Genomic DNA, 20,018 nt, shown 5'->3' on the forward strand with positions numbered 1-20,018 from the left:
GATTGTGACTTCAAGTAATATGGCAGGAAAATTATTCTAATACCCTGACAATAACATACTAAACAATAATTATGAAGATTTCGTGAGTAAGGAAAAATTTCAATAAATACAATATAAATCGCCATAAAAATATCTCACAACTCAATATTCTTCCCAATTTGCTAATTAGTATAATGAGGTTAATAAAGATAAGAATTTTTTCCTGTAAATGAATTTATTTGGATAATTCTGATAGTCGCAAGGCAGTAATTGTGTCAGATATTTATTATTAGAGCATTTTGGGGTAGCACTACAATCGCATCTGAGTTAACACAACAGCTTTGTTGAAAATGATAGCCATTTTAAATTAGCACTAATTCACATAATCTATTGGTTTTGACAAAAGATTACACTCCTTCATAAAATCCTCACAAACTTTCTATAAATTAGTATATAGCGGTTCCCAATTGCATGGAATACAGACCTAACCCCCAGCCCCTTCCCTTCAAGGGAAGGGGAGTAAAATTCAAAGCCTCTCTCCTTTTAGGAGAGAGGTTTGGAGAGAGGTAAAAACTGTACTGTACCCAAGCAAGAACCGCTATAAGCAAATATCACTGAGATAATTTTTAGAGTTAGTTTTTACTGGAAATACTAGCCCCTAATGTTGTGATTACTCTCAAGTAAGCATTTCGGTGAGATATGAATAAAGAAAAGCCTTCTTTTCTATTGCCTATTGCCTTCCCACGCAAGTAAGTTAAAAATCAAAGCGGATTGCTATATTATGTAGACGATCGCAGGGAGGCTTCTCGAAGAGTACGGCTCACCGCAGGCTATTACAGATTATAAATTTGTTTAGGATGATTGCAGTGAAGACACGCCAAGAACTTGAACTAGAAAATATAGCTCTACGTAATCAAGTACAAGTATTAGAAGAGACTTTTAGAGCTATCAGAATGGGTGAGGTAGATGCTTTAGTTGTATCTAGCGCTCAAGAAGAACGAATTTTTACTTTGCAAGATGCTGATTATCCTTACCGTGCTTTTTTGCAAGAGATGCATGAAGGCGCTGTGACGATAGACGATCGTGGAACAATTCTTTACTGTAATCACCCCTTAGCGGTAATGCTCAAAAAGCCACTAGAGAAAGTAATCGGCTCTAACTTTGAGGATTACATAGCGCCACAAGAAAAACAGGTATTTCAAGGATTATTTCAGCAAGCAAGACAGGTATTTTGTCGAGGAGAAGTTTACTTAATTGCTGAGGATGAGACTCAAATACCTGTTTATTTGTCTTTTAAACCATTGCAAATAGACGACATAGCCGTTACTTGTATAGTAGTAACCGACTTAACCGAGCAAAAACGTAATGCGGAAATTGTAGCAGATGAAAGACTAGCAAATTCTATTCTGGAACAAGCAGGCGAAGCAATCGTTGTATGCGATCGCAGTTGGCAAATTATTCGCGCCAATCAAGTAGCACAGAAATTGTGTGGTAATAATCCATTATTTCAACAATTTGATTTGTCGTTTCCACTGCAATGTAGTTATTGTAATGGCTATCAAAATATAGAAAAATGTTTATTTATTGACAAATCAGCAAATTGCCAGCAAAAGCAAGAAGTATTTTCACTATCTAGCTTGCTACAAGGTCAATGTTTCCAAGGAGTAGAAGTATTATTAACCCGCCAAGATGGTAGCAAATTCAATTTATTGCTGAGTGCTACTCCATTATTAAATTTAGACAACCAAATTATTGGTAGTGTAGTGACCCTAACAAATATCACAGAGCGCAAGCAAGCAGAAGAAAGAATAGCACAAATGATAATCCGTGAACAAGCTGCTTGTGCAGAAGCGGAAGCAAACAAAAATCGTTTATTTAATATATTAGAGAGTATTAGTGATGCTTTTGTAGCAATTGATGCTAATTGGTGCTATACATACGTTAATCAAAAAGCAGCAGAAATTGTCGGGAAGAAAGCAAAGGATTTAATTGGTAAAAATATTTGGCAAGAATCTCCCGATTTACTTAGTCAGAATTCTTACAATGATTATTTACAAGCTTTAAATGAACAAAGTTTTATTCAAGTAGAAAAATTTTATCCATCAAGCCAACGCTGGTTTCAAAAGCGCATTTATCCTTCTGTGGGAGGTATATCAATTTTTTTAAAAGAAATAACTAAAGAAAAACAGACTGAGATTGCTTTGCAGGAAAGTGAAGAACGGTTAAGGTTAGCTTTAGAAGCAGCACAAATAGGAACTTGGGATTGGAATATTTTTACTAACCATCTCAAGTGGTCAAGTCGTCAAGAGCAATTATTTGGTATAACTCCAGGTACGTTTACAAGTAGCTATGAAGCTTTTCTCACCTACGTCCACCATGAGGATAGAGAAGCAGTTCACCAAGCAGTAATGGGTGCCAAAGACAATAGATCTGAATATTATGTGGAATACAGAATTGTTTGGTCTGATGCTAGCATTCACTGGATTGGAGCTAAAGGAGAATGTATCTATGACGATGAAGGTACAGCATTACGAATGCTTGGTACTTGTTTAGATATTACCCAACGCAAGCAAGCAGAAGCAGCTTTGCAGCAAGCAAAAGCAGAATTAGAAATTAAAGTTGCAGAGCGAACTGCTGAATTATCTCAAGCAAATACACACTTGCATAGATTAATCAATATTCTAACAGCAACTATTAACCAACAAACAAAAATTGAAGCTCAACTGCGTGAAGCAGACCGCCGTTGGCGTAGCTTATTAGAAAATGTGCAGTTGTTAGTTATTGGACTGGATAAGACAGGGAAAGTTGAATACGTTAATCCTTTCTTTTTAGAATTGAGTGGTTATACCCAAGAAGAAATTTTAGGTAAAGAGTGGATTGCCAATTTTATACCGCAATATCAGCAAGATAATATCCAAAAGATTTTTGTAGAAACGTTAGAGCAAGAATTACATTCTCACTACCAAAACGAAATTATTACTAAGTCTAGAGAAGAACGTGTAATTGCCTGGAACAATACAATACTACAAGACTCACAAGGTGCAATAGTAGGTACTATGTGTATTGGTGAAGACATCACCCAACGTTATACTTTAGAAAAAATCAAGAATGAGTTTATCTCAGTTGTTAGTCACGAATTACGTACACCCATGACTTCAATTCAAGGAGGTTTAAGCTTATTGAAAACTGGTTTGATAAAACTTGATTCTGACAAGGGTAAACGCATCATTCAAATTGTTTCAGAAAGCTCTGAACGCTTAGTTAGGCTAGTAAATGATATTTTAGATTTAGAAAGATTACAATCTGGAAAAATTACTTTAAATAAAAAACAAGTTAATGCTGCTGACTTATTAACAGAAGCTACAGAATTAATGCAAATAATGGCTAATAATTCTGGAATCAATTTGTTAGCCTTACCTCAAAATATTAACTTAACAGTTGACAAAGATCGGATTATTCAGGTACTAACTAATTTGCTAAGTAACGCGATTAAGTTTTCACCTCAAGGGTCTACTGTATCAATAGCAGTAGAAGAAATTAAAGGAAAAGATGGTCAAACTTCAGATGTGTTATTGAAGGTACAAGACCAAGGTAGAGGCATTCCTGCTAACAAGTTAGAATCTATTTTTGAGCGGTTTCATCAAGTAGATGCTTCTGATTCTCGCAAGCAAGGTGGAACAGGTTTAGGTCTAGCTATTTGTCGCAATATAGTAGAGCAACACAACGGGCAAATTTGGGTTGAAAGTAAAATAGGATCAGGTAGTATTTTTTACTTAAAGCTACCTTTGTAAATTAAGCATAGCTACTTACCTATATTTGCAGTATTTTTCTGTAAATTATTTAGCTATACCCTCACAAGTTCCTCAAATAATCTTTCTATAACCATAAGTATGAGACGACTATAACCCTCATGATTAGCTTGATAAAAGGAAATTTTCCATGCCAGAAGCACTAGTTAATCAAAAAACTACTCATCAAATTTCCCAAGACAAAGACTTGGTATTACCTTTAAACGAAGTTGGAATTGCTGATATACCCCTAGTGGGTGGCAAAAACGCTTCTTTGGGAGAAATGATTCAACAGCTTGTACCCAAAGGCATTAAAGTTCCCACAGGATTCGCCACTACAGCTTACGCTTATCGCTACTTTATCTCTTGTGCTGGTTTGGAACCTAAATTGCAGCAATTGTTTGCCAATTTAAATGTAGAAGATATGAACAATCTCCATTTTATTGGTCAGCAAGCACGGTCTTTAATACTGCAAACTCCATTTCCCCTAGAATTGCAACAAGCAATTACCCAAGCTTATCAAGACCTTGAAAAACAATATGGCACAAACACAGATGTTGCAGTCCGTTCTAGTGCCACAGCAGAAGACTTACCTGATGCTAGCTTTGCCGGACAGCAAGAAACATACCTTAATGTCCACGGGTTACAAGCTATACTAGAAGCCTGTCACAAATGCTTTGCTTCGATATATACTGATCGTGCTATTTCTTACCGTGAACTCAAAGGTTTTGACCACTTTAGTATAGCCCTCTCAGTAGGCGTACAAAAAATGGTGCGTTCTGACCTAGCAACATCTGGTGTGATGTTCTCAATTGATACTGAGACAGGTTTTCAAGATGTAGCACTGATTACTGCTGCTTATGGTTTGGGAGAAAATGTAGTACAGGGAGCGGTCAATCCAGACGAGTACTTGGTATTTAAACCTACGCTTAAGCAGGGATATCGCCCAATTTTAGAAAAGCGCCTGGGTACAAAAGAAATCAAGATGGTCTACGATGTCGGCGGATCGAAATTGACCAAAAATATCAGTGTTGTTGCCAGCGATCGCTTAAAATATGCCCTTAGTGATGAAGAAATTTTACAACTAGCCCAAGCTTGCTGTCTGATTGAAGAACATTACTCAAAGGTTCGTGGTGTCTACACACCAATGGATATTGAGTGGGCCAAAGACGGGATTACCAATGAACTTTTTATCGTGCAGGCGCGTCCCGAAACAGTACAATCTCAGAAATCAAAAAATGTTCTCCGCACTTATCAATTACAACAAAAAGGTGAAGTATTGAGTACAGGGCGGAGTGTGGGTGAAATGATTGGTCAAGGTAAAGCCAGAGTTATTCTGGATGTGCAGCAAATTGACCAGTTTCAGCGTGGAGAAGTGTTAATCACAAATCGCACCGATCCTGACTGGGAACCAATCATGAAACGTGCTAGTGCAATTATCACTAATCAAGGTGGGCGTACTTGCCATAGTGCAATTATTGCTAGAGAAATAGGTATTCCGGCAATAGTTGGTTGTGGTAATGCCAGCACCGTTTTGAAAACAGGACAAGAAATTACTGTTTCTTGTGCAGAAGGTGAAACGGGCAAAGTTTACCAAGGTTTATTACCTTATGAAGTGAAAGAATTAGCGTTGGAAAACTTGCCCCACACTCGTACCAAAATTATGATGAATGTGGGTAATCCAGAAGAAGCATTGAGTTATGCCGATATCCCTAATGATGGAGTGGGATTAGCGCGAATGGAATTTATTATTGCTAATCATATTAAAACGCATCCACTGGCGTTAATTCACTTTGATAAATTAGAAGATGAGTTTGCCAAATCTCAGATTGCTGAGTTAACTGCCCAATACAAAGATAAAGCAGCATACTTTATCGATAAACTAACTCAAGGTATTGGCACGATCGCAGCTGCTTTTTATCCCAAACCTGTGATTGTGCGCCTGTCAGACTTCAAGAGTAACGAATATGCTAACCTTTTGGGGGGCAAGCAGTTTGAACCCCAAGAAGAAAACCCGATGTTGGGGTGGCGTGGTGCTTCGCGCTACTACGATGAACGCTATTGTGAAGGCTTCGCTTTAGAATGTCTAGCGATGAAAAATGTGCGCGATCGCATGGGTTTAACTAATGTAATTTTAATGGTGCCATTTTGTCGGACTCCCAAAGAAGGTCGGCGTGTGCTATCAGAGATGGCCAAGCATGGTTTGGTGCAGGGAGAAAACAGTTTACAAGTTTATGTGATGTGCGAGTTACCTAGTAATGTGGAATTAGCGGATGAGTTTTGTGAAATCTTTGATGGTTTCTCAATTGGCTCGAATGACTTGACACAATTGACATTAGGAGTAGATAGAGATTCGGAATTAGTAGCGCATTTATTTGATGAACGGAATGAAGCGGTGAAGCTGATGATTGCCAAAGCCATAGCCACAGTTCAAAAGCACGGACGTAAAATTGGTATTTGCGGTCAAGCACCGAGCGACTATCCAGAATTTGCCCAATTTCTGGTTCAGCAAGGTATTGATTCTATCAGTCTTAACCCTGACTCCGTATTGAAGACTCTTTTAGAAATAGCAAGTGCGGAAGAAGGTAACTGAAAAAGAGGCAGGGGAGCAGGGGGCAGGGAGCAGGGGTAAATGTGTTAATCGTCGTCGCCCTATGCCCACCCTCAACTCGAAGTCACGGGTGGGGACTTCCGCGACACGTTAAACTTTTAACTAATTTCAGCAGAAGTCCCACATCTCACTTTTAGGAGTGTGGGATGAATGCTGTGTGAGTTGACGACTGTCCTCTGACCGATATTGAGCGTAGGCGAAATCAAGGAAGAGGACATGGAGGAAACGAACAAATTCTTACGTTTATTCTGCGGGTGATTCTTGCGCTTCAATGTATTTTCTAAGAGTTGATACGGTAACACCACCACAACTAGCAACAAAATAAGAACCGCTCCAGAACACATCTTTCCAGTAAAAACTTTCTAGGTGTTCTGCAAATTCTTGCCGGAGTTTTCTAGATGATACAGACTTCAAATTATTTACTAATTTGCTCAATTCAACATCTGGATGATATTGAAAAAGTAAATGTACATGGTCATCTTCACCATTAAATTCTACCAGTTTACAATCCCACTTTTCTAGCAATTCTTGCATTACAGTATTTAGTTTACTTAGCATCTCGGATGTAAATGCTTTACGCCGATATTTAGTAACCAGCACTAAATGTACTTTCAGGTCGCTAATAGACCTTCATTTTGAAACAAAATCATCTTTCATATTATGCCTAAGTCAGTGTATGCTAAAAAAGCAACACTTAATTGATCGAATAAGTGAGAATCTCTTATCAGTACCGATTAAAACCAACGAAAGAACAAGCATTGCATATTGATAAAACATTAGATATGCTGCGATGCCAGTATAATTATCAGCTTGCTCAGAGGTTTGATTGGTATGAGCAAAACAGATGCCCTATAGATAGATGCTCACTTGTTCTTTGTCATATCCCAGAGTTAAAAGATAAGCCTAATCGCTTTAGTCAACAGGCAACGCTAACCCAACTAAAAAAAGACAGACCTTGGTACAAAAGCATTCATTCTCAAGTTCTACAAGAAGTTCCTAAAAAAGTTGAATTAGCTTTTGATCGTTGGCTAAAAGGTGATAATACTGGCAATCGTAGCGGTAAACCTAGACTCAAAGGTAAAGGGCAGTATAAAACTTTTACGTATCCACAATTCAAAAAGGAGCATTTTCAAAACGATAAAATAATATTGTCAAAAATAGGTGCTGTAAAAGTAATTGTTCATCGTCAAATGCCGGAAGGGTTTGACATTAAAACTGTAGCTGTTACCAAAAAAGCTGATGGATATTATGTAACTCTGAGCTTAGAAGATAAAACTGTACCGACGGTCAAACCGGATTTTGACACTAACAATAGACCTCTTGCAAAAAAGTTTTGTGGTATGATTGAGGGCTGACTAAATCCAAGAGAAATTTAGGCTTCTTTTTGAACTTCATAATTATAAATCCCAGCAATTAAATGACAGCGCAATCCAAAACGTTTCCTACGATTGCGGTAGCGCTGACTTAAAATCCGAAAAACTTTTAAACGCCGATTAACATGTTCAATCACTACTCGGCGACTCGCTAAAGCGCGGTTGGATTGCTTTTGTTCCTTGGTTAACTTACCTCCTTTAGGTTTCTTCTGAGGTAAGTGACTATTAGTGTGTAATTTAGAAATTCCTTGGTAGCCACTGTCTTCTAAGCTTTCGGTTTCGGAGTGAAAACGAACCTTACTCTCTACAAATAGTTTGTAGTCATGTTTGCGGCCAGAACCGTTTACAATACAACGAATTTCTTGGGTTGTTAGGTCAATTATCAATTGAGATTTGAGAGTATGCCGTTTTTGTTTACCACTATAAAAGCGTTTTTGCCCGTGTTTCGGACGTTCAATTTGACTCTCTGTTACATCCATCACAGCTGTTTTCGGTTTCTGTGATGAGATCAACAAGGACTTTTTTCCTCCTAAACGGAATTTTCCAGAACTGATTAATGTGCTTTCAACCCAATGTACTATCCGGCAAACCGTTGATTCTGATACTTGCCAGTCACTAGCAATGTGGAAGTAAGTCCGATATTCTCTCCAATACTGTAGGCAAACTAAAGCTTGGTCTTCCAAGCCTAGCTTGTTCGGATAACCTCGTGTTTGCTTAAAACTGGTTGTATGTTCTAATACCTTAACCATCTCATCGAAAGTACGTCGTTGTACCCCGACCAAACGTTTGAACTGCCGATTCGATAACTTTTTTGTTTGCTCGTATCGCATAAGTAGTATTGATTCAAGCGACAAAACTTTACATCATACCATAAAATATTTTTGCAAGAGGTCTAATATTGTCGGAATTGATGTTGGGCTGATAGATTTTTATGTTGCCTCTGACAATACTAGAATTGCTGCACCAAAATATCTTCGCAAAGCTGAACGAAAATTAAAGTCAGCGCAGAGAAGAGTATCAAGACGCAAAAAAGGCTCTAATCGTCGTAAAAAAGCTATTATAAAGTTAGGTATCCAGCATAAAAAAGTAGCGGATACCCGTAAAGATTTTCATTTCAAGGCTGCTAACAACTTACTCAAAAAGTATGATGTTATCGCAGTAGAAAAACTGAACATCAAAGGACTGGCTAAATCACGACTTGCTAAAAGTGTAAACGATGCTGGTTGGGGACAATTTATTTCGATACTGACAGTCAAAGCCGAAAACGCTGGACTGAAAGTTGTTGCTGTAAATCCAAACGGCACAAGCCAAGAATGCTCTAATTGTGGCACTAAGGTAATAAAGCCACTATCAGAAAGAACGCATAATTGCCCTAATTGCAAGGTTAGTTTGTGTAGGGATCTGAATGCAAGCCTGAATATAAAAGCGCGTGGGGCACACGCCTTAAAAGCTCAGATAATGTCTTCATTGAAGAGTCTCTGAGAAGCTCGCGCTTACCTGTACTCAGGAAGCGCGAGTATGTCACCCGAAGTAATAGGAAGTGTCGTGAATTGTTGCCCATTCAGGTTTATAAGTGGCAAGAGAGCGCATATATTGGGCACGTTCAAAAGCGCTGGGATTTGGACAATGCTTTTGACTCATACTCCCCTGCATTTGTTGGACTGATTCATATTCATGTTTTTGCATCCATTCGCGCATTTCCTGCTCGATGACTCTAATGTGGTTGATCCCATTTCGTAACAGTGCCGAGCAAAGCATCGTAATCTTGGCACCAGCCATGAGCATTTTTAACGCATCATCACCCCTCTGAATACCACTTGTTGCTGCCAAATCAGCATGAATACGACCATAGAGAATGGCAATCCATCGCAGAGGTAATCGCATTGATTGCGGTGTACTTAACAGTACATTGGGTTCAACATCAAGGAGATTGAGATTAATATCCGGCTGGTAAAAGCGGTTAAATAGTACTAAAGCATCAGCACCCACCTCATCCAAACGTTTTGCCATATTTGCCATATTGGTGAAGTACGAGCTGAGTTTGACTGCTACGGGGATAGTTACTGCTGCTTTGACTGCACAAAGAATATTAATATAGGTTTGCTCAATTTCATTGCTTGTTAGTTCCATATCAGTAGGGACATAATAAATATTCAATTCCAGCGCGTCTGCTCCCGCTTGCTGAATTTGTTTGGCATAGTTTGTCCACCCACCAACAGATGAGCCATTGAGACTGGCAATAATTGGAATGCTCACCTTCTGCTTGGCTTTGTGGATATGCTCTAAATAAGTTTCTGGGCCTACCCGAAAGTTAGCTGAGTTAGGGAAGTAACTTAAGGCTTCAGAAAAACTTTCAGTTCCTTGAGTGAGGTGATGGTGGAGTTCATCACGTTCTAAGCGCAACTGTTCTTCAAATAATGAATGCATCACCACTGCGGCTGCACCTGCATCTTCCATGCGTTGGATGTTGTCAATATCCTCTGATAAAGGGGATGCAGAGGGAACAAAAGGCGATCGCAATTTCATTCCCATATAAGTTGTAGTTAAATCCATGATGAGTACTCCAGTTTTCAATAATTTCTTGCAGCTAAATATTGATACATCTGCCAACGGGTATTCACATCTGCTTGAGCTTCTTTAAGTAATTGCTGTGCCGCTTCTTCGTTACTCTTAGTCAACATCTTGAAGCGGTTTTCTAGATACATATATTGCTCTAGCGGTAACTTTGGTGTGCGTGAATCAAGTTGTAGTGGGTTTTCTCCTTGCTTGATGCGGTCTGGATTAAACCGATACAGCAACCATTGACCAGAATCGACAGCAGCTTTTTGATTCTGCATTGCTGTACTCATGTTGATCCCGTGGGCAATACAATGGCTGTAGGCAATAATTAGCGATGGGCCTTGATAAGCCTCAGCTTCTAGGAATGCCTTGAGAGTGTGTTCATCTCGTGCGCCCATTGCGACGCTGGCAATATAGACATTGCCATAAGTCATGGCCATTAAACCCAAGTCTTTTTTAGGCGCAGCTTTACCCCCAGATGCAAATTTGGCTACAGCGGCTTTGGGAGTGGCTTTGGACATTTGTCCACCTGTATTGGAATAAACTTCAGTATCGAGAATGAGAATATTAACGTTGTGTCCACTGGCTAAGACGTGATCTAATCCTCCAAAGCCGATATCGTAACCCCAGCCATCACCACCGATAATCCAAACGCTCTTTTTCACTAAATAATCAGCTAGCGATTTTAGATTTTGAATTTTTGATTTTTGATTGGGGTTTGGTTGATGATTGACGATTTCATCTAATCGTTTTTTCAGCAATGCTATTCGTTCTCGCTGTTCCCAAATATCAGCTTCATCTTTTTGTTCGGCATTGAGGATACTATTTGCCAGTTCTTCACCCACATCTGTTATCAGGTCTTTGAGTAATTCTGCGGCAAATTCGGCTTGTTTATCAATCGAAATGCGAAAACCGAGGCCAAATTCGGCATTATCTTCAAATAACGAGTTTGACCAAGCTGGCCCGCGTCCTGCGGCGTTGTGCGTCCAAGGTGTGGTAGGTAAATTACCACCATAGATAGAAGAACAACCAGTGGCATTGGCAACAATCATGCGATCGCCAAATAACTGCGTTGCTAACTTAATATAAGGTGTCTCGCCACAACCAGCGCAAGCCCCAGAAAATTCAAATAATGGTTCTTGCATCTGCTGTTGGTTAATATGAGTCAGCTTCAAATGGCTTCTATCTGGATTAGGAATACTCAAAAAGAAATCCCAATTTTCCCGTTCTTGTTCGCGTAATGGTCTTTGCGGTTCCATATTGATTGCTTTGCGGCGTAGTTCTGATTTATTCTTCGCCGGACAAACATCTACGCAAATTCCGCAGCCAGTACAATCTTCTGCTGCCACTTGGATAGTATATTTCAAACCTTGCCAATCATGGTCTTTGGCATTGGCACTCTTAAACATCAATGGTGCGTTTTCTAACTGCTGTGGTTCGTAAACTTTACTACGGATGACACTGTGAGGGCATACCATGACGCACTTGCCACACTGAATGCAGACATCTGTATCCCAAACTGGTATTTCTTGGGCAATGTTACGTTTTTCCCATTTCGCTGTACCAGTGGGATAAGTACCGTCTGCTGGTAAAGCGCTAACAGGTAGTTCATCCCCTTCACGGACAATCATTTTACCAAGAACATCACGGACAAATGGGGGTGCAGCATCAAGAATTGGAGATTGTTTTCCTTTCCCATTTCCTATTCCCAATTCCCTATTCCCCACTTCAAACAAATTTTTTAAAGTGGTATCTACTGCTTTGAGGTTCATCTGCACAATTTCGTCGCCTTTCTTGCCGTAACTCTTGCGAATAGAGTTTTTGATTTCTGCAATCGCTTCTTCTCGTGGTAGTACACCCGATAAAGCGAAGAAACAAACCTGCATGACTGTGTTGATTCTGCCAGCCATGCCTGCTTGACGAACAACTTTATAGGCATTAATTACATAAAATTTCAGATGCTTTTGAATAATTTGTTCTTGTACTGATGGCGGTAGATGATTCCAAACTTCATCCTTTTCATAAGGAGAATTAACTAAGAATGTTCCATCTGGTACGATGTCTTTCAAAATAGGAAATTTTTCAATAAATTCCCATTGGTGACAGGCAACAAAGTTAGCTTTGCTGATTAAATAGGTCGAGCGAATTAATTGTGAACCAAAGCGTAGATGCGAAACTGTGACGGAACCTGATTTCTTGGAATCGTAGACAAAATAGCCTTGAGCGTAATTGTTTGTTTCTTCTCCAATAATTTTGATTGAGTTTTTATTAGCGCCCACTGTACCATCTGCACCTAAACCATAAAAAATCGCCCTTACCGTGGTGTCTGGTTCAATACTAAAGTCAGGGTCATAATTCAAACTGGTGTAGGTGACATCATCATTAATGCCGATAGTAAAATGATTTTTTGGTTCAGCCGCAGCCAGGTTATCAAAGACAGCTTTAATCATTGCTGGCGTGAATTCTTTAGAAGATAAACCATAACGACCACCGACGACTTTAGGCAGAGGGGCAGCACTTCGGCTACGCTCAGTGACCGAGGAGCAAAGGGGCAGAGGGGAATCTAATCCTAATTTCTCCCCTGCTCCCCATACTTCATACAAAGCTGTAACTACATCAAGGTAAAGGGGTTCACCAGATGCGCCTGGTTCTTTGGTGCGGTCTAAAACTGCAATGCTACGGGTAGTTGCCGGCAAAGCGGCGACAAATCGCATCGCATCATAAGGGCGATATAGTCGTACTTTCAAAACGCCTACTTTCTCACCATTAGCGTTGAGGTAATTGACTGTTTCATGTACAGCCTCACAACCGGAACCCATCAGCACAATGACTCGTTCGGCTGCTGGGTCGCCGTGGTATTCAAATAGTTGGTACTGTCGCCCAGTCATCGCAGCAAATTCATCCATAACTTTCTGGGTGATGTCTGCACAAGCTAGATAGTAAGGATTGACAGTTTCTCTGGCTTGGAAGTAAACATCAGGATTTTGTGTTGTCCCGCGCAAAACGGGTTTATCGGGGGTGAGGGCACGTGAACGATGGGCGAATACTAATTCATTGGGAATGAACTCTCGCAAATCATCTTCTGTTAAAGTTTCTACTTTGTTAATTTCGTGGGAAGTACGAAAGCCATCAAAAAAGTGCAGAAAGGGTATTCGTGATTCTAAGGTTGCTCGTGTTGCGATTAAAGCAAAGTCTTGTGCTTCTTGCACTGATGCGGCACACAGCATAGCAAAACCAGTTCCACGCGCTGCCATGACATCACTGTGGTCGCCGAAAATAGAGAGAGCTTGGGCGGCTAGCGATCGCGCGGCAATATGAAATACTGTAGGTGTTAATTCCCCAGCAATTTTGTACATATTGGGGATCATCAACAATAATCCCTGTGATGCTGTAAATGTGGTTGTCAGTGAACCAGTCTGCAAAGCCCCATGTACAGCACCAGCCACACCTCCTTCACTCTGCATCTCTACCACCGAGGGAACAGTACCCCAAATGTTGGGTTTGCTTTCACTAGCCCAAGTATCTGCCCACTCAGCCATTGGTGAAGAAGGAGTAATGGGATAAATCGCAATGACTTCATTGAGTCGATAGACGACTTGGGCAACAGCCTCATTGCCGTCTATAGTTGCAAAGCTTCTCTTGTTCATTTTCTTGCACCTGTGTCTTTAAGGGCTAGCAATGACTAAGCTGGATCTACTTTTGACATTAGGATAAGAAGTTGAGAAACTTGTGAAGACTCACCTTTGGCTATGATTCAGTTTGTGCTCATAATTCTTACTTTGTCAAAGAAAACATAGCTGTTAACCAGGAAATTTTTGCTAAGAACATACTGGCGTGACTATTAGAAACAGTTACAGAATACACATATTGTTTTTAAATCTGGAGGGAGCTTTCTGAGACGAATAAGCCAATCCACTGAATTGCCCGATCAACATCACGCCCCCCACCGCCTAAGTCATAGACCATCCCAGATAAAAGTGGATTCAATACTTTTCGGTTAAACCCAATAATCTCTCTTTTGGTCTGGGGAAAGGTTAAAGGGCAATGGCACTAAGAAAAGCTGAAACCTCCTTGCTGGCATGGTGTGGGAGGTGTGGGAGGATGGGGAGGCAATGCAGCATTTGTTGATATGCAGTTATTCAATTTCTCCTCTTTCTCCCCACACTTCCCCCACTCCCCACACTCAAAAAGCAAGTTATATCAGGGCTTTGCGATTAACTTAGTGCCATTCGGTTAAAGGGCAATGGGGAAAGGGAAATTCAAACCCTTTCCCTTTCCCCTTTCCCCCTTAACCGAAAAGTATTGAGAGTGGATTGACATCAGCAGGATTACCTTTCTGGTATTGCATAACTCTGGTTTGTGCTGATGTGGGAAAGACAGCGATCGCAAAACAGAGAGTCAGGATGAACACGCCTAATGATTTTGCTAGATATTTAAATCGGTTTGAGGGAAAATAACTGTTTTTCCTGTTCACCTTCATAGTTTCCTCCTATTCTCCTGGTGGGAAATCAGTCAGTTGTTTGGCATCTGCGATCGCAAAACCTCAGCTTGACCTCAGGGATCAGGGATAATTCGTCAGAATCAAAAATTCGGATGCTGAAATCGGTTGGATCTCAACATAGGCAGTCCCATCTTCTTGCTGCACCAACACTTTAGATCCCACTTTGTGAGGACCTGTGTAACTCGGCAGATTTGCCACTTCAGCCGTATTCAGAATCACCGTCATTAAACTTCCATAGGACTTACGCAAAACTACACACGGTAGGGGCAATTCATGAATTGCCCCTACTTGAGAATCAGGGTTTCAACTATTGTTTGCGTAAGTCCTATTCCAATCACGTTCAGATTGGCATCCACCAAAACTCTTGCTCCCCGATTATCAGTTCCATGACTGTTTAGCACACAAACCGCCTCTTCATCATCTAAAACCCGTGACCAAGCAATAATTTCCCCACTCCGTCCGTGATCACCAAAGGGCAAGTTTAAGAAGGGAATCGCGATCGGTCGCAAATACTGCCGTCCCAATCGCAGCACTGGGAACTGCTTACGGATTGCTGCCATTGCCTTAATTCGGACATAGGCAGGGTGATTTGGCTCGAAACAATGAGTACCTGCTGTCCCAAATGGCCCGAAACCAGGTAAGTTTTGATCGAGGGCTTGCAGTCCCGCCACACCAGATTGTCGGGGATGCTCTGGACCAAACATCGCCTCCCGTAAATAGCGATCGGATTTCTTCCAGTCGGGCAACCACCTCCGTTCAGACGGTTCTGGCCCCGCCAATGCCTGCTCAGTTCCAGCGTAAATACAGGGCACTCCCAATGTAAACAGTTGCAATGCTACTCCGGCAATCACCTGATGATCCGATGCAGCTTCACTGGAAAAGCGGATTTTTTCACCAAATACATGATCGTGATCATCCAGAATTGAAACATGCCGCCGTCCGATATTCCGATGCGACCCCATTACAGCTTTCCCTGGATCAAACCCGTTAAAGTAGTCTCTTGGATCTATCAGCCCTTTAGCAACGAGGTTAAGATTTACCCGCATCTCGGCGATATCCAGAGCAGCGTTTAGATTTTGCCCCACCACATCCAGATAGCGGTCTTGGTTATAGTCTCCGCCTGCTATTTCTCCCACTAGAAAGAAGTCACTCTTACCTAGATTGGCTGCAAACTCCTTAATAGTTCCGCAAAAATTTCGGGCTTGTTCATAGGTTACATGCTTGAGTGTATCAATCCGAAAGCCATCACAGTCCGTCAGCGCAATCCAGTATTTATAACATCGGGCTAAGTTATCTAACAGATGGGGATACTCCAACTGGAAATCTCGTAGTGTGATGAAATCCGATCGCCGGAATTCGGCATTGGGATCATCCAAGTCTCCTCGCCCCAAATCTCCCTTGCCAGCACGAGTGTAGCAATCTGCTTCCTGAAGTTCCCTCGGCCACACTCCTTCTGCGCTCGTTTGAGGCTTTACCGCAATGGGTTGTCCGCGATCGCCTAGCCATGAGCCAAACTGATACCAACCAAACGTATAAGGTGGTTCCAATTCTCCCCCAGGAGTATCCGGAGCATAGAGCCAGTTAGATCCTGAATGGTTAAAAATGATATCTAGGATAATGCGTAGTCTCTTTTCGTGGGCTTTATTGACCAGACTGACCAAATCTTGGCGAGTCCCAAAGCGAGGATCGACCTCTAGAAAATCTTGAATGCCGTAACCGTGATAGCTATCCAAGTGACCCCGTTGTTGAAAAACTGGCCCTACCCAGATCGTCGTCATGCCCAGTTGCTTCAGATAATCCAGTTTCGACTCTAATCCTTTGAGTGTCCCACCCTGCCAGCGATCGCCTCCCGACTCTGCCCATTTATCAAATTGCCAAGACTGCCCATTCGGTAGATTAGGGCGGGCCAGATTCAGTTGCTGTCGATTCAGCAGAGGACGTGTATCCTCTTTACCATCGCTAAGGATTTAAGAAAAAATAAGTTGAACGTTTTTTGAAGATAGGCCTATGATCAAAGCATGGGAACGGGCAGGCATAGCAACCCATGTCAAAAGCAGAAATAGTTGAAGCAATCAAAACAAAGTATGAATATTTTTCTCCATATCTGAATGAGAAAACCCGTCGCATTTGGGCAGCAATAGAAGCTCAAATCCTGGGAAGAGGCGGCGTGAGCCAAGTATCTCTTGCCACTGGGCTATCGCGCACGACAATTTATGTAGGGCTAAAGGAACTAGACAATCAAAATCAATCAGCCAATCGAGAGCAAATTCGCTGCCCTGGTGGGGGAAGAAAACTAATAGAAGAGATTGACTTAACCCTAGTAAAAGACTTGCAATCTTTAGTAGAACCAACAACATTAGGAGATCCAGAGTCACCTTTACGTTGGACGAGCAAAAGTGGAGCGAAATTGGCAAGTGAATTGCAACGAATGGGGCACAAAGTTAGTTCACGGACAGTGCATACCTTGTTAAATTGGTTAGGGTATAGTTTACAATCGAATCGCAAAACCCTTGCTGGCTCGTCACATCAAGACAGGGATGCTCAATTTTTGTACATAAATCAACAGGTTGAACAATTCCAAAACCTAGGTCAACCGGCGATTTCAGTGGATACAAAAAAGAAGGAACTCATTGGTGAGTTTAAAAATCCTGGACAAGAATGGCAACCATCTGAACAACCAGTGGAAGTACGAATACATGATTTCGTTGACCCAAAATTAGGAAAAGCGATTCCTTATGGGATTTACGACCTCACGTTGAATAAAGGTTGGGTGAGTGTTGGCATTGACCACGATACATCTGAATTTGCCGTTGAATCTATCCGTCACTGGTGGTTTAAGATGGGTCAACCTTTGTACCCAGATAGTAAACATCTACTTCTCACCGCCGACTGTGGTGGCTCTAATGGCTATCGTACTAAACTGTGGAAATTGCGATTGCAAGATTTGGCTGATGAAACTGGTTTAACCATTCACGTAAGTCATTTTCCTCCTGGTACCAGCAAGTGGAACAAAATTGAACATCGGATGTTCTGTCACATTACGACCAACTGGCGGGGCAAACCTTTAACTAGCCTACAAGTAGTGATTAATCTCATCACTCATACCACCACAAATAACGGCTTAGAAATTCAGGCCATGCTAGATGAAAACCTTTATCCTACTGGTATTGAAGTTAGCCCTGAAGATTTGAATGCAATTGCAATTGAACGGCACGCTTTTCATGGTGAGTGGAACTATCAGATCAAACCAAGAACAATCAACTAATTGTTCAACTTATTTTTTCCTGACTCCTTAATGCTCAGATGCTGCGGCATGGAACAGGTTATCCCAAGGCGAATCGAGGCGATGAAGTTTGTAGATGCTGAGTTATCATTGTCTACTCTTACACTTGTACACTTAACCGTATTTTCTCGTAATTTCTTTCAAAAATCAAATAGGATTCCTATCTTAAGAAGTTAATATAAAGCCGTCAATTTCCTATATGAAGGTTAGTTAAATGTTTGCTCAACTGTCTTAACTGTCCACCTTATTATCTTCTTAACTGTTTTAACTGTCAAAACCCGGATTTCTCACAAGTACGAAAAAATCATTGAGATGAGTAAAATTTAGGAAAATATATTTTATACATCAGTGGATTCAATTCAGAAACCGAAGATAATCACGTATTATCCGAGTCTTTAAAGATAAATAAAAGACAAATAAAACGAAAAATACTGAAGTAAAAACTATGATTAGCAATAATTAGGCAGCCGAAAACAGGGTTAAATTCAGTAAACTCAACCCCAGTAAGCTAATCATTATGATGACAATTAAGTAAAAATTAACCAGGACAGGGTAAGAGAGATAAATAATTGTAGGCCAGAGCGAAAATTCCTTTATAGGGGCAATAACTACTAATTGAAATTAAGATTTTTCGGCAGTTAATCGTGATAGTTGCTCCTAACTTCAGTAACTTTGTCCGAATAGTGCCAACAGTAGCGTTTTGAAGTTCTGTTTTGGCTAAACACTTCTCTCGTAAAGCATTCATTAAAATATAGGCAACAGATGAAAACCACAACCGTAGTTGATTACCTGCAAATGTATGGGTGCTTGTTCTATCACTTTTTAGTTCTAGTTTTTGCTCTTTGAGACAATTTTCCATGTTGCCTCTTGGACAATATTTTTCTGTATAAAGTTTTCCAGGCGGGATTTTATTTATCGCTAGTGAAGTTACTACAAAACGAGTATCTACCCCTTGATTACTATATTCAACTTTAGCAACAACCCGACGATTTCGACTCCAAGAATATAGAGTTTTATAGTTAAGCGATGAATACCAAACTGAATTCTTCACAAATGCTGTTGCTGCGAGGTGTAAATCTGGTGACGGTGCCAATAAGGATTCAAAAAACTTAACTACTGGTTGCAGTTTTTGTTCATATTCTTGAGACGCACGGTATTTAATTGATTGTGAAAGCTGAATTAATCGACTATTTTTCCTAGTGCCAGAGCAAACATTGGGTCGTGACGTAGTTCCTCGTGGTCATTTAAGTCTTCATAACCCATTATCAAACCATATATTCTCTGCCCGATTAGACTTTTTACTGAATGATCAACTCTATTCATATTTCGGTAATCTTTGAAACATCTTGCTAATCGCGATGTAATTCCTCTTTTCCGGTCTAGCTCCGCAATTAAAGTTAACCCTGCATCTGATGTTACAGTCTCAGCCTTGAAATTAACTACGACTGGACATGACTTTACTTGTTCAAATTTGAACTGTTCCGGTATACAATCTGTTTTCTGAGGGGTCATGCTTAAAACTGCTGAAATTCATGTGCAATAGATATTTTGGCAGTTTTTAACTCCTCTTTTCTCCAGCTTCGTGAGAAATCCGGGTTAACTGTCTTAACTGTCTTAACTGTCTTAACTGTCCACCTTATTATCTTCTTAACTGTCTTAACTGCTATTGCATTTTATTGACAAAACTGAGATTATTTAAAATATTTAGGTTAAACAGACTAATTTAGACTAATTTCATAAAATTTGTACTTTAATAAAACAATATTTTCTAAATATTATCTATAGTAAATTGATATAACAAAAAAAGGCTATTTCTGAATTAATTGATATAAAATAAAAGCAAAATTTATATTTTGCAATATGAAACAGAGTAGTGTTTACAAGAGCTTTTCGGTTGCCTAAATTATAGATTGGTAAGTATAAA

At 40.4% G+C, this 20,018-nt stretch carries 10 protein-coding genes and 3 pseudogenes; 5 read left to right on the plus strand and 8 right to left on the minus strand.

Annotation, left to right across the window (positions count from 1 at the left end; translation table 11 throughout):
* Window positions 1-845 precede the first annotated feature (845 nt).
* Window positions 846-3,770 carry a PAS domain S-box protein gene (locus FD724_RS10100; protein ID WP_179072521.1) on the plus strand — a complete coding sequence of 975 codons (2,925 nt, stop codon included), beginning with the start codon at window positions 846-848 and terminating at the stop codon, window positions 3,768-3,770.
* A 148-nt stretch (window positions 3,771-3,918) separates the two neighbouring features.
* Window positions 3,919-6,360 (plus strand): phosphoenolpyruvate synthase, encoded by a 2,442-nt coding sequence (gene ppsA, locus FD724_RS10105; RefSeq protein WP_179072522.1) that lies wholly within the window; start codon window positions 3,919-3,921, stop codon window positions 6,358-6,360.
* A gap of 261 nt (window positions 6,361-6,621) precedes the next feature.
* Here the strand turns inward: ppsA and tnpA are convergent, their stop codons facing one another.
* Window positions 6,622-7,002: an IS200/IS605 family transposase gene (gene tnpA / locus FD724_RS10110; protein ID WP_218651532.1), complete on the minus strand. Its 381-nt coding sequence runs from the start codon at window positions 7,000-7,002 to the stop codon at window positions 6,622-6,624.
* Between the two features lie 86 nt (window positions 7,003-7,088).
* Between tnpA and FD724_RS10115 the strand changes: the two are divergent.
* A pseudogene (locus tag FD724_RS10115) lies at window positions 7,089-7,691 on the plus strand (RNA-guided endonuclease InsQ/TnpB family protein); the annotation flags it as partial.
* A 59-nt stretch (window positions 7,692-7,750) separates the two neighbouring features.
* Here FD724_RS10115 and FD724_RS10120 read toward each other — a convergent pair.
* Window positions 7,751-8,581 (minus strand): IS5 family transposase, encoded by an 831-nt coding sequence (locus tag FD724_RS10120; RefSeq protein WP_179072523.1) that lies wholly within the window; start codon window positions 8,579-8,581, stop codon window positions 7,751-7,753.
* A gap of 16 nt (window positions 8,582-8,597) precedes the next feature.
* On the opposite strand from FD724_RS10120, the pseudogene FD724_RS10125 reads away from it, so the two are divergent.
* Window positions 8,598-9,233 (plus strand): annotated as a pseudogene (locus FD724_RS10125) (RNA-guided endonuclease InsQ/TnpB family protein); the annotation flags it as partial.
* A gap of 39 nt (window positions 9,234-9,272) precedes the next feature.
* Here the strand turns inward: FD724_RS10125 and FD724_RS10130 are convergent.
* The 5 genes from FD724_RS10130 to FD724_RS10145 all read right to left on the minus strand — a co-directional run bounded on the left by FD724_RS10130 (window position 9,273) and on the right by FD724_RS10145 (window position 16,589).
* On the minus strand, window positions 9,273-10,304 hold the full coding sequence (locus FD724_RS10130; RefSeq protein ID WP_179072524.1) for a dihydroorotate dehydrogenase-like protein: 1,032 nt from the start codon (window positions 10,302-10,304) through the stop codon (window positions 9,273-9,275).
* 17 nt (window positions 10,305-10,321) lie between these two features.
* On the minus strand, window positions 10,322-13,957 hold the full coding sequence (gene nifJ, locus FD724_RS10135) for a pyruvate:ferredoxin (flavodoxin) oxidoreductase (RefSeq protein WP_179072525.1): 3,636 nt from the start codon (window positions 13,955-13,957) through the stop codon (window positions 10,322-10,324).
* Window positions 13,958-14,598: 641 nt separating this feature from the next.
* Window positions 14,599-14,784 carry a hypothetical protein gene (locus tag FD724_RS10140; RefSeq protein ID WP_179072526.1) on the minus strand — a complete coding sequence of 62 codons (186 nt, stop codon included), beginning with the start codon at window positions 14,782-14,784 and terminating at the stop codon, window positions 14,599-14,601.
* 87 nt (window positions 14,785-14,871) lie between these two features.
* Window positions 14,872-15,036, minus strand: a complete 165-nt coding sequence (locus FD724_RS40315; protein ID WP_218651514.1) for a hypothetical protein — start codon at window positions 15,034-15,036, stop codon at window positions 14,872-14,874.
* 59 nt (window positions 15,037-15,095) lie between these two features.
* Window positions 15,096-16,589 carry an alpha-amylase family glycosyl hydrolase gene (locus FD724_RS10145; protein ID WP_256874517.1) on the minus strand — a complete coding sequence of 498 codons (1,494 nt, stop codon included), beginning with the start codon at window positions 16,587-16,589 and terminating at the stop codon, window positions 15,096-15,098.
* Window positions 16,590-16,855: 266 nt separating this feature from the next.
* Here FD724_RS10145 and FD724_RS10150 point away from each other — a divergent pair, with 266 nt between their 5' ends.
* Window positions 16,856-18,076: an ISAzo13 family transposase gene (locus tag FD724_RS10150; protein ID WP_179072527.1), complete on the plus strand. Its 1,221-nt coding sequence runs from the start codon at window positions 16,856-16,858 to the stop codon at window positions 18,074-18,076.
* 556 nt (window positions 18,077-18,632) lie between these two features.
* Here the strand turns inward: FD724_RS10150 and FD724_RS10155 are convergent.
* Window positions 18,633-19,606 (minus strand): annotated as a pseudogene (locus FD724_RS10155) (transposase).
* Between the last annotated feature and the right edge of the window lie 412 nt (window positions 19,607-20,018).

The organism is Nostoc sp. C057, from assembly GCF_013393925.1.
Classification (GTDB): Bacteria; Cyanobacteriota; Cyanobacteriia; order Cyanobacteriales; family Nostocaceae; genus Nostoc; species Nostoc muscorum_A.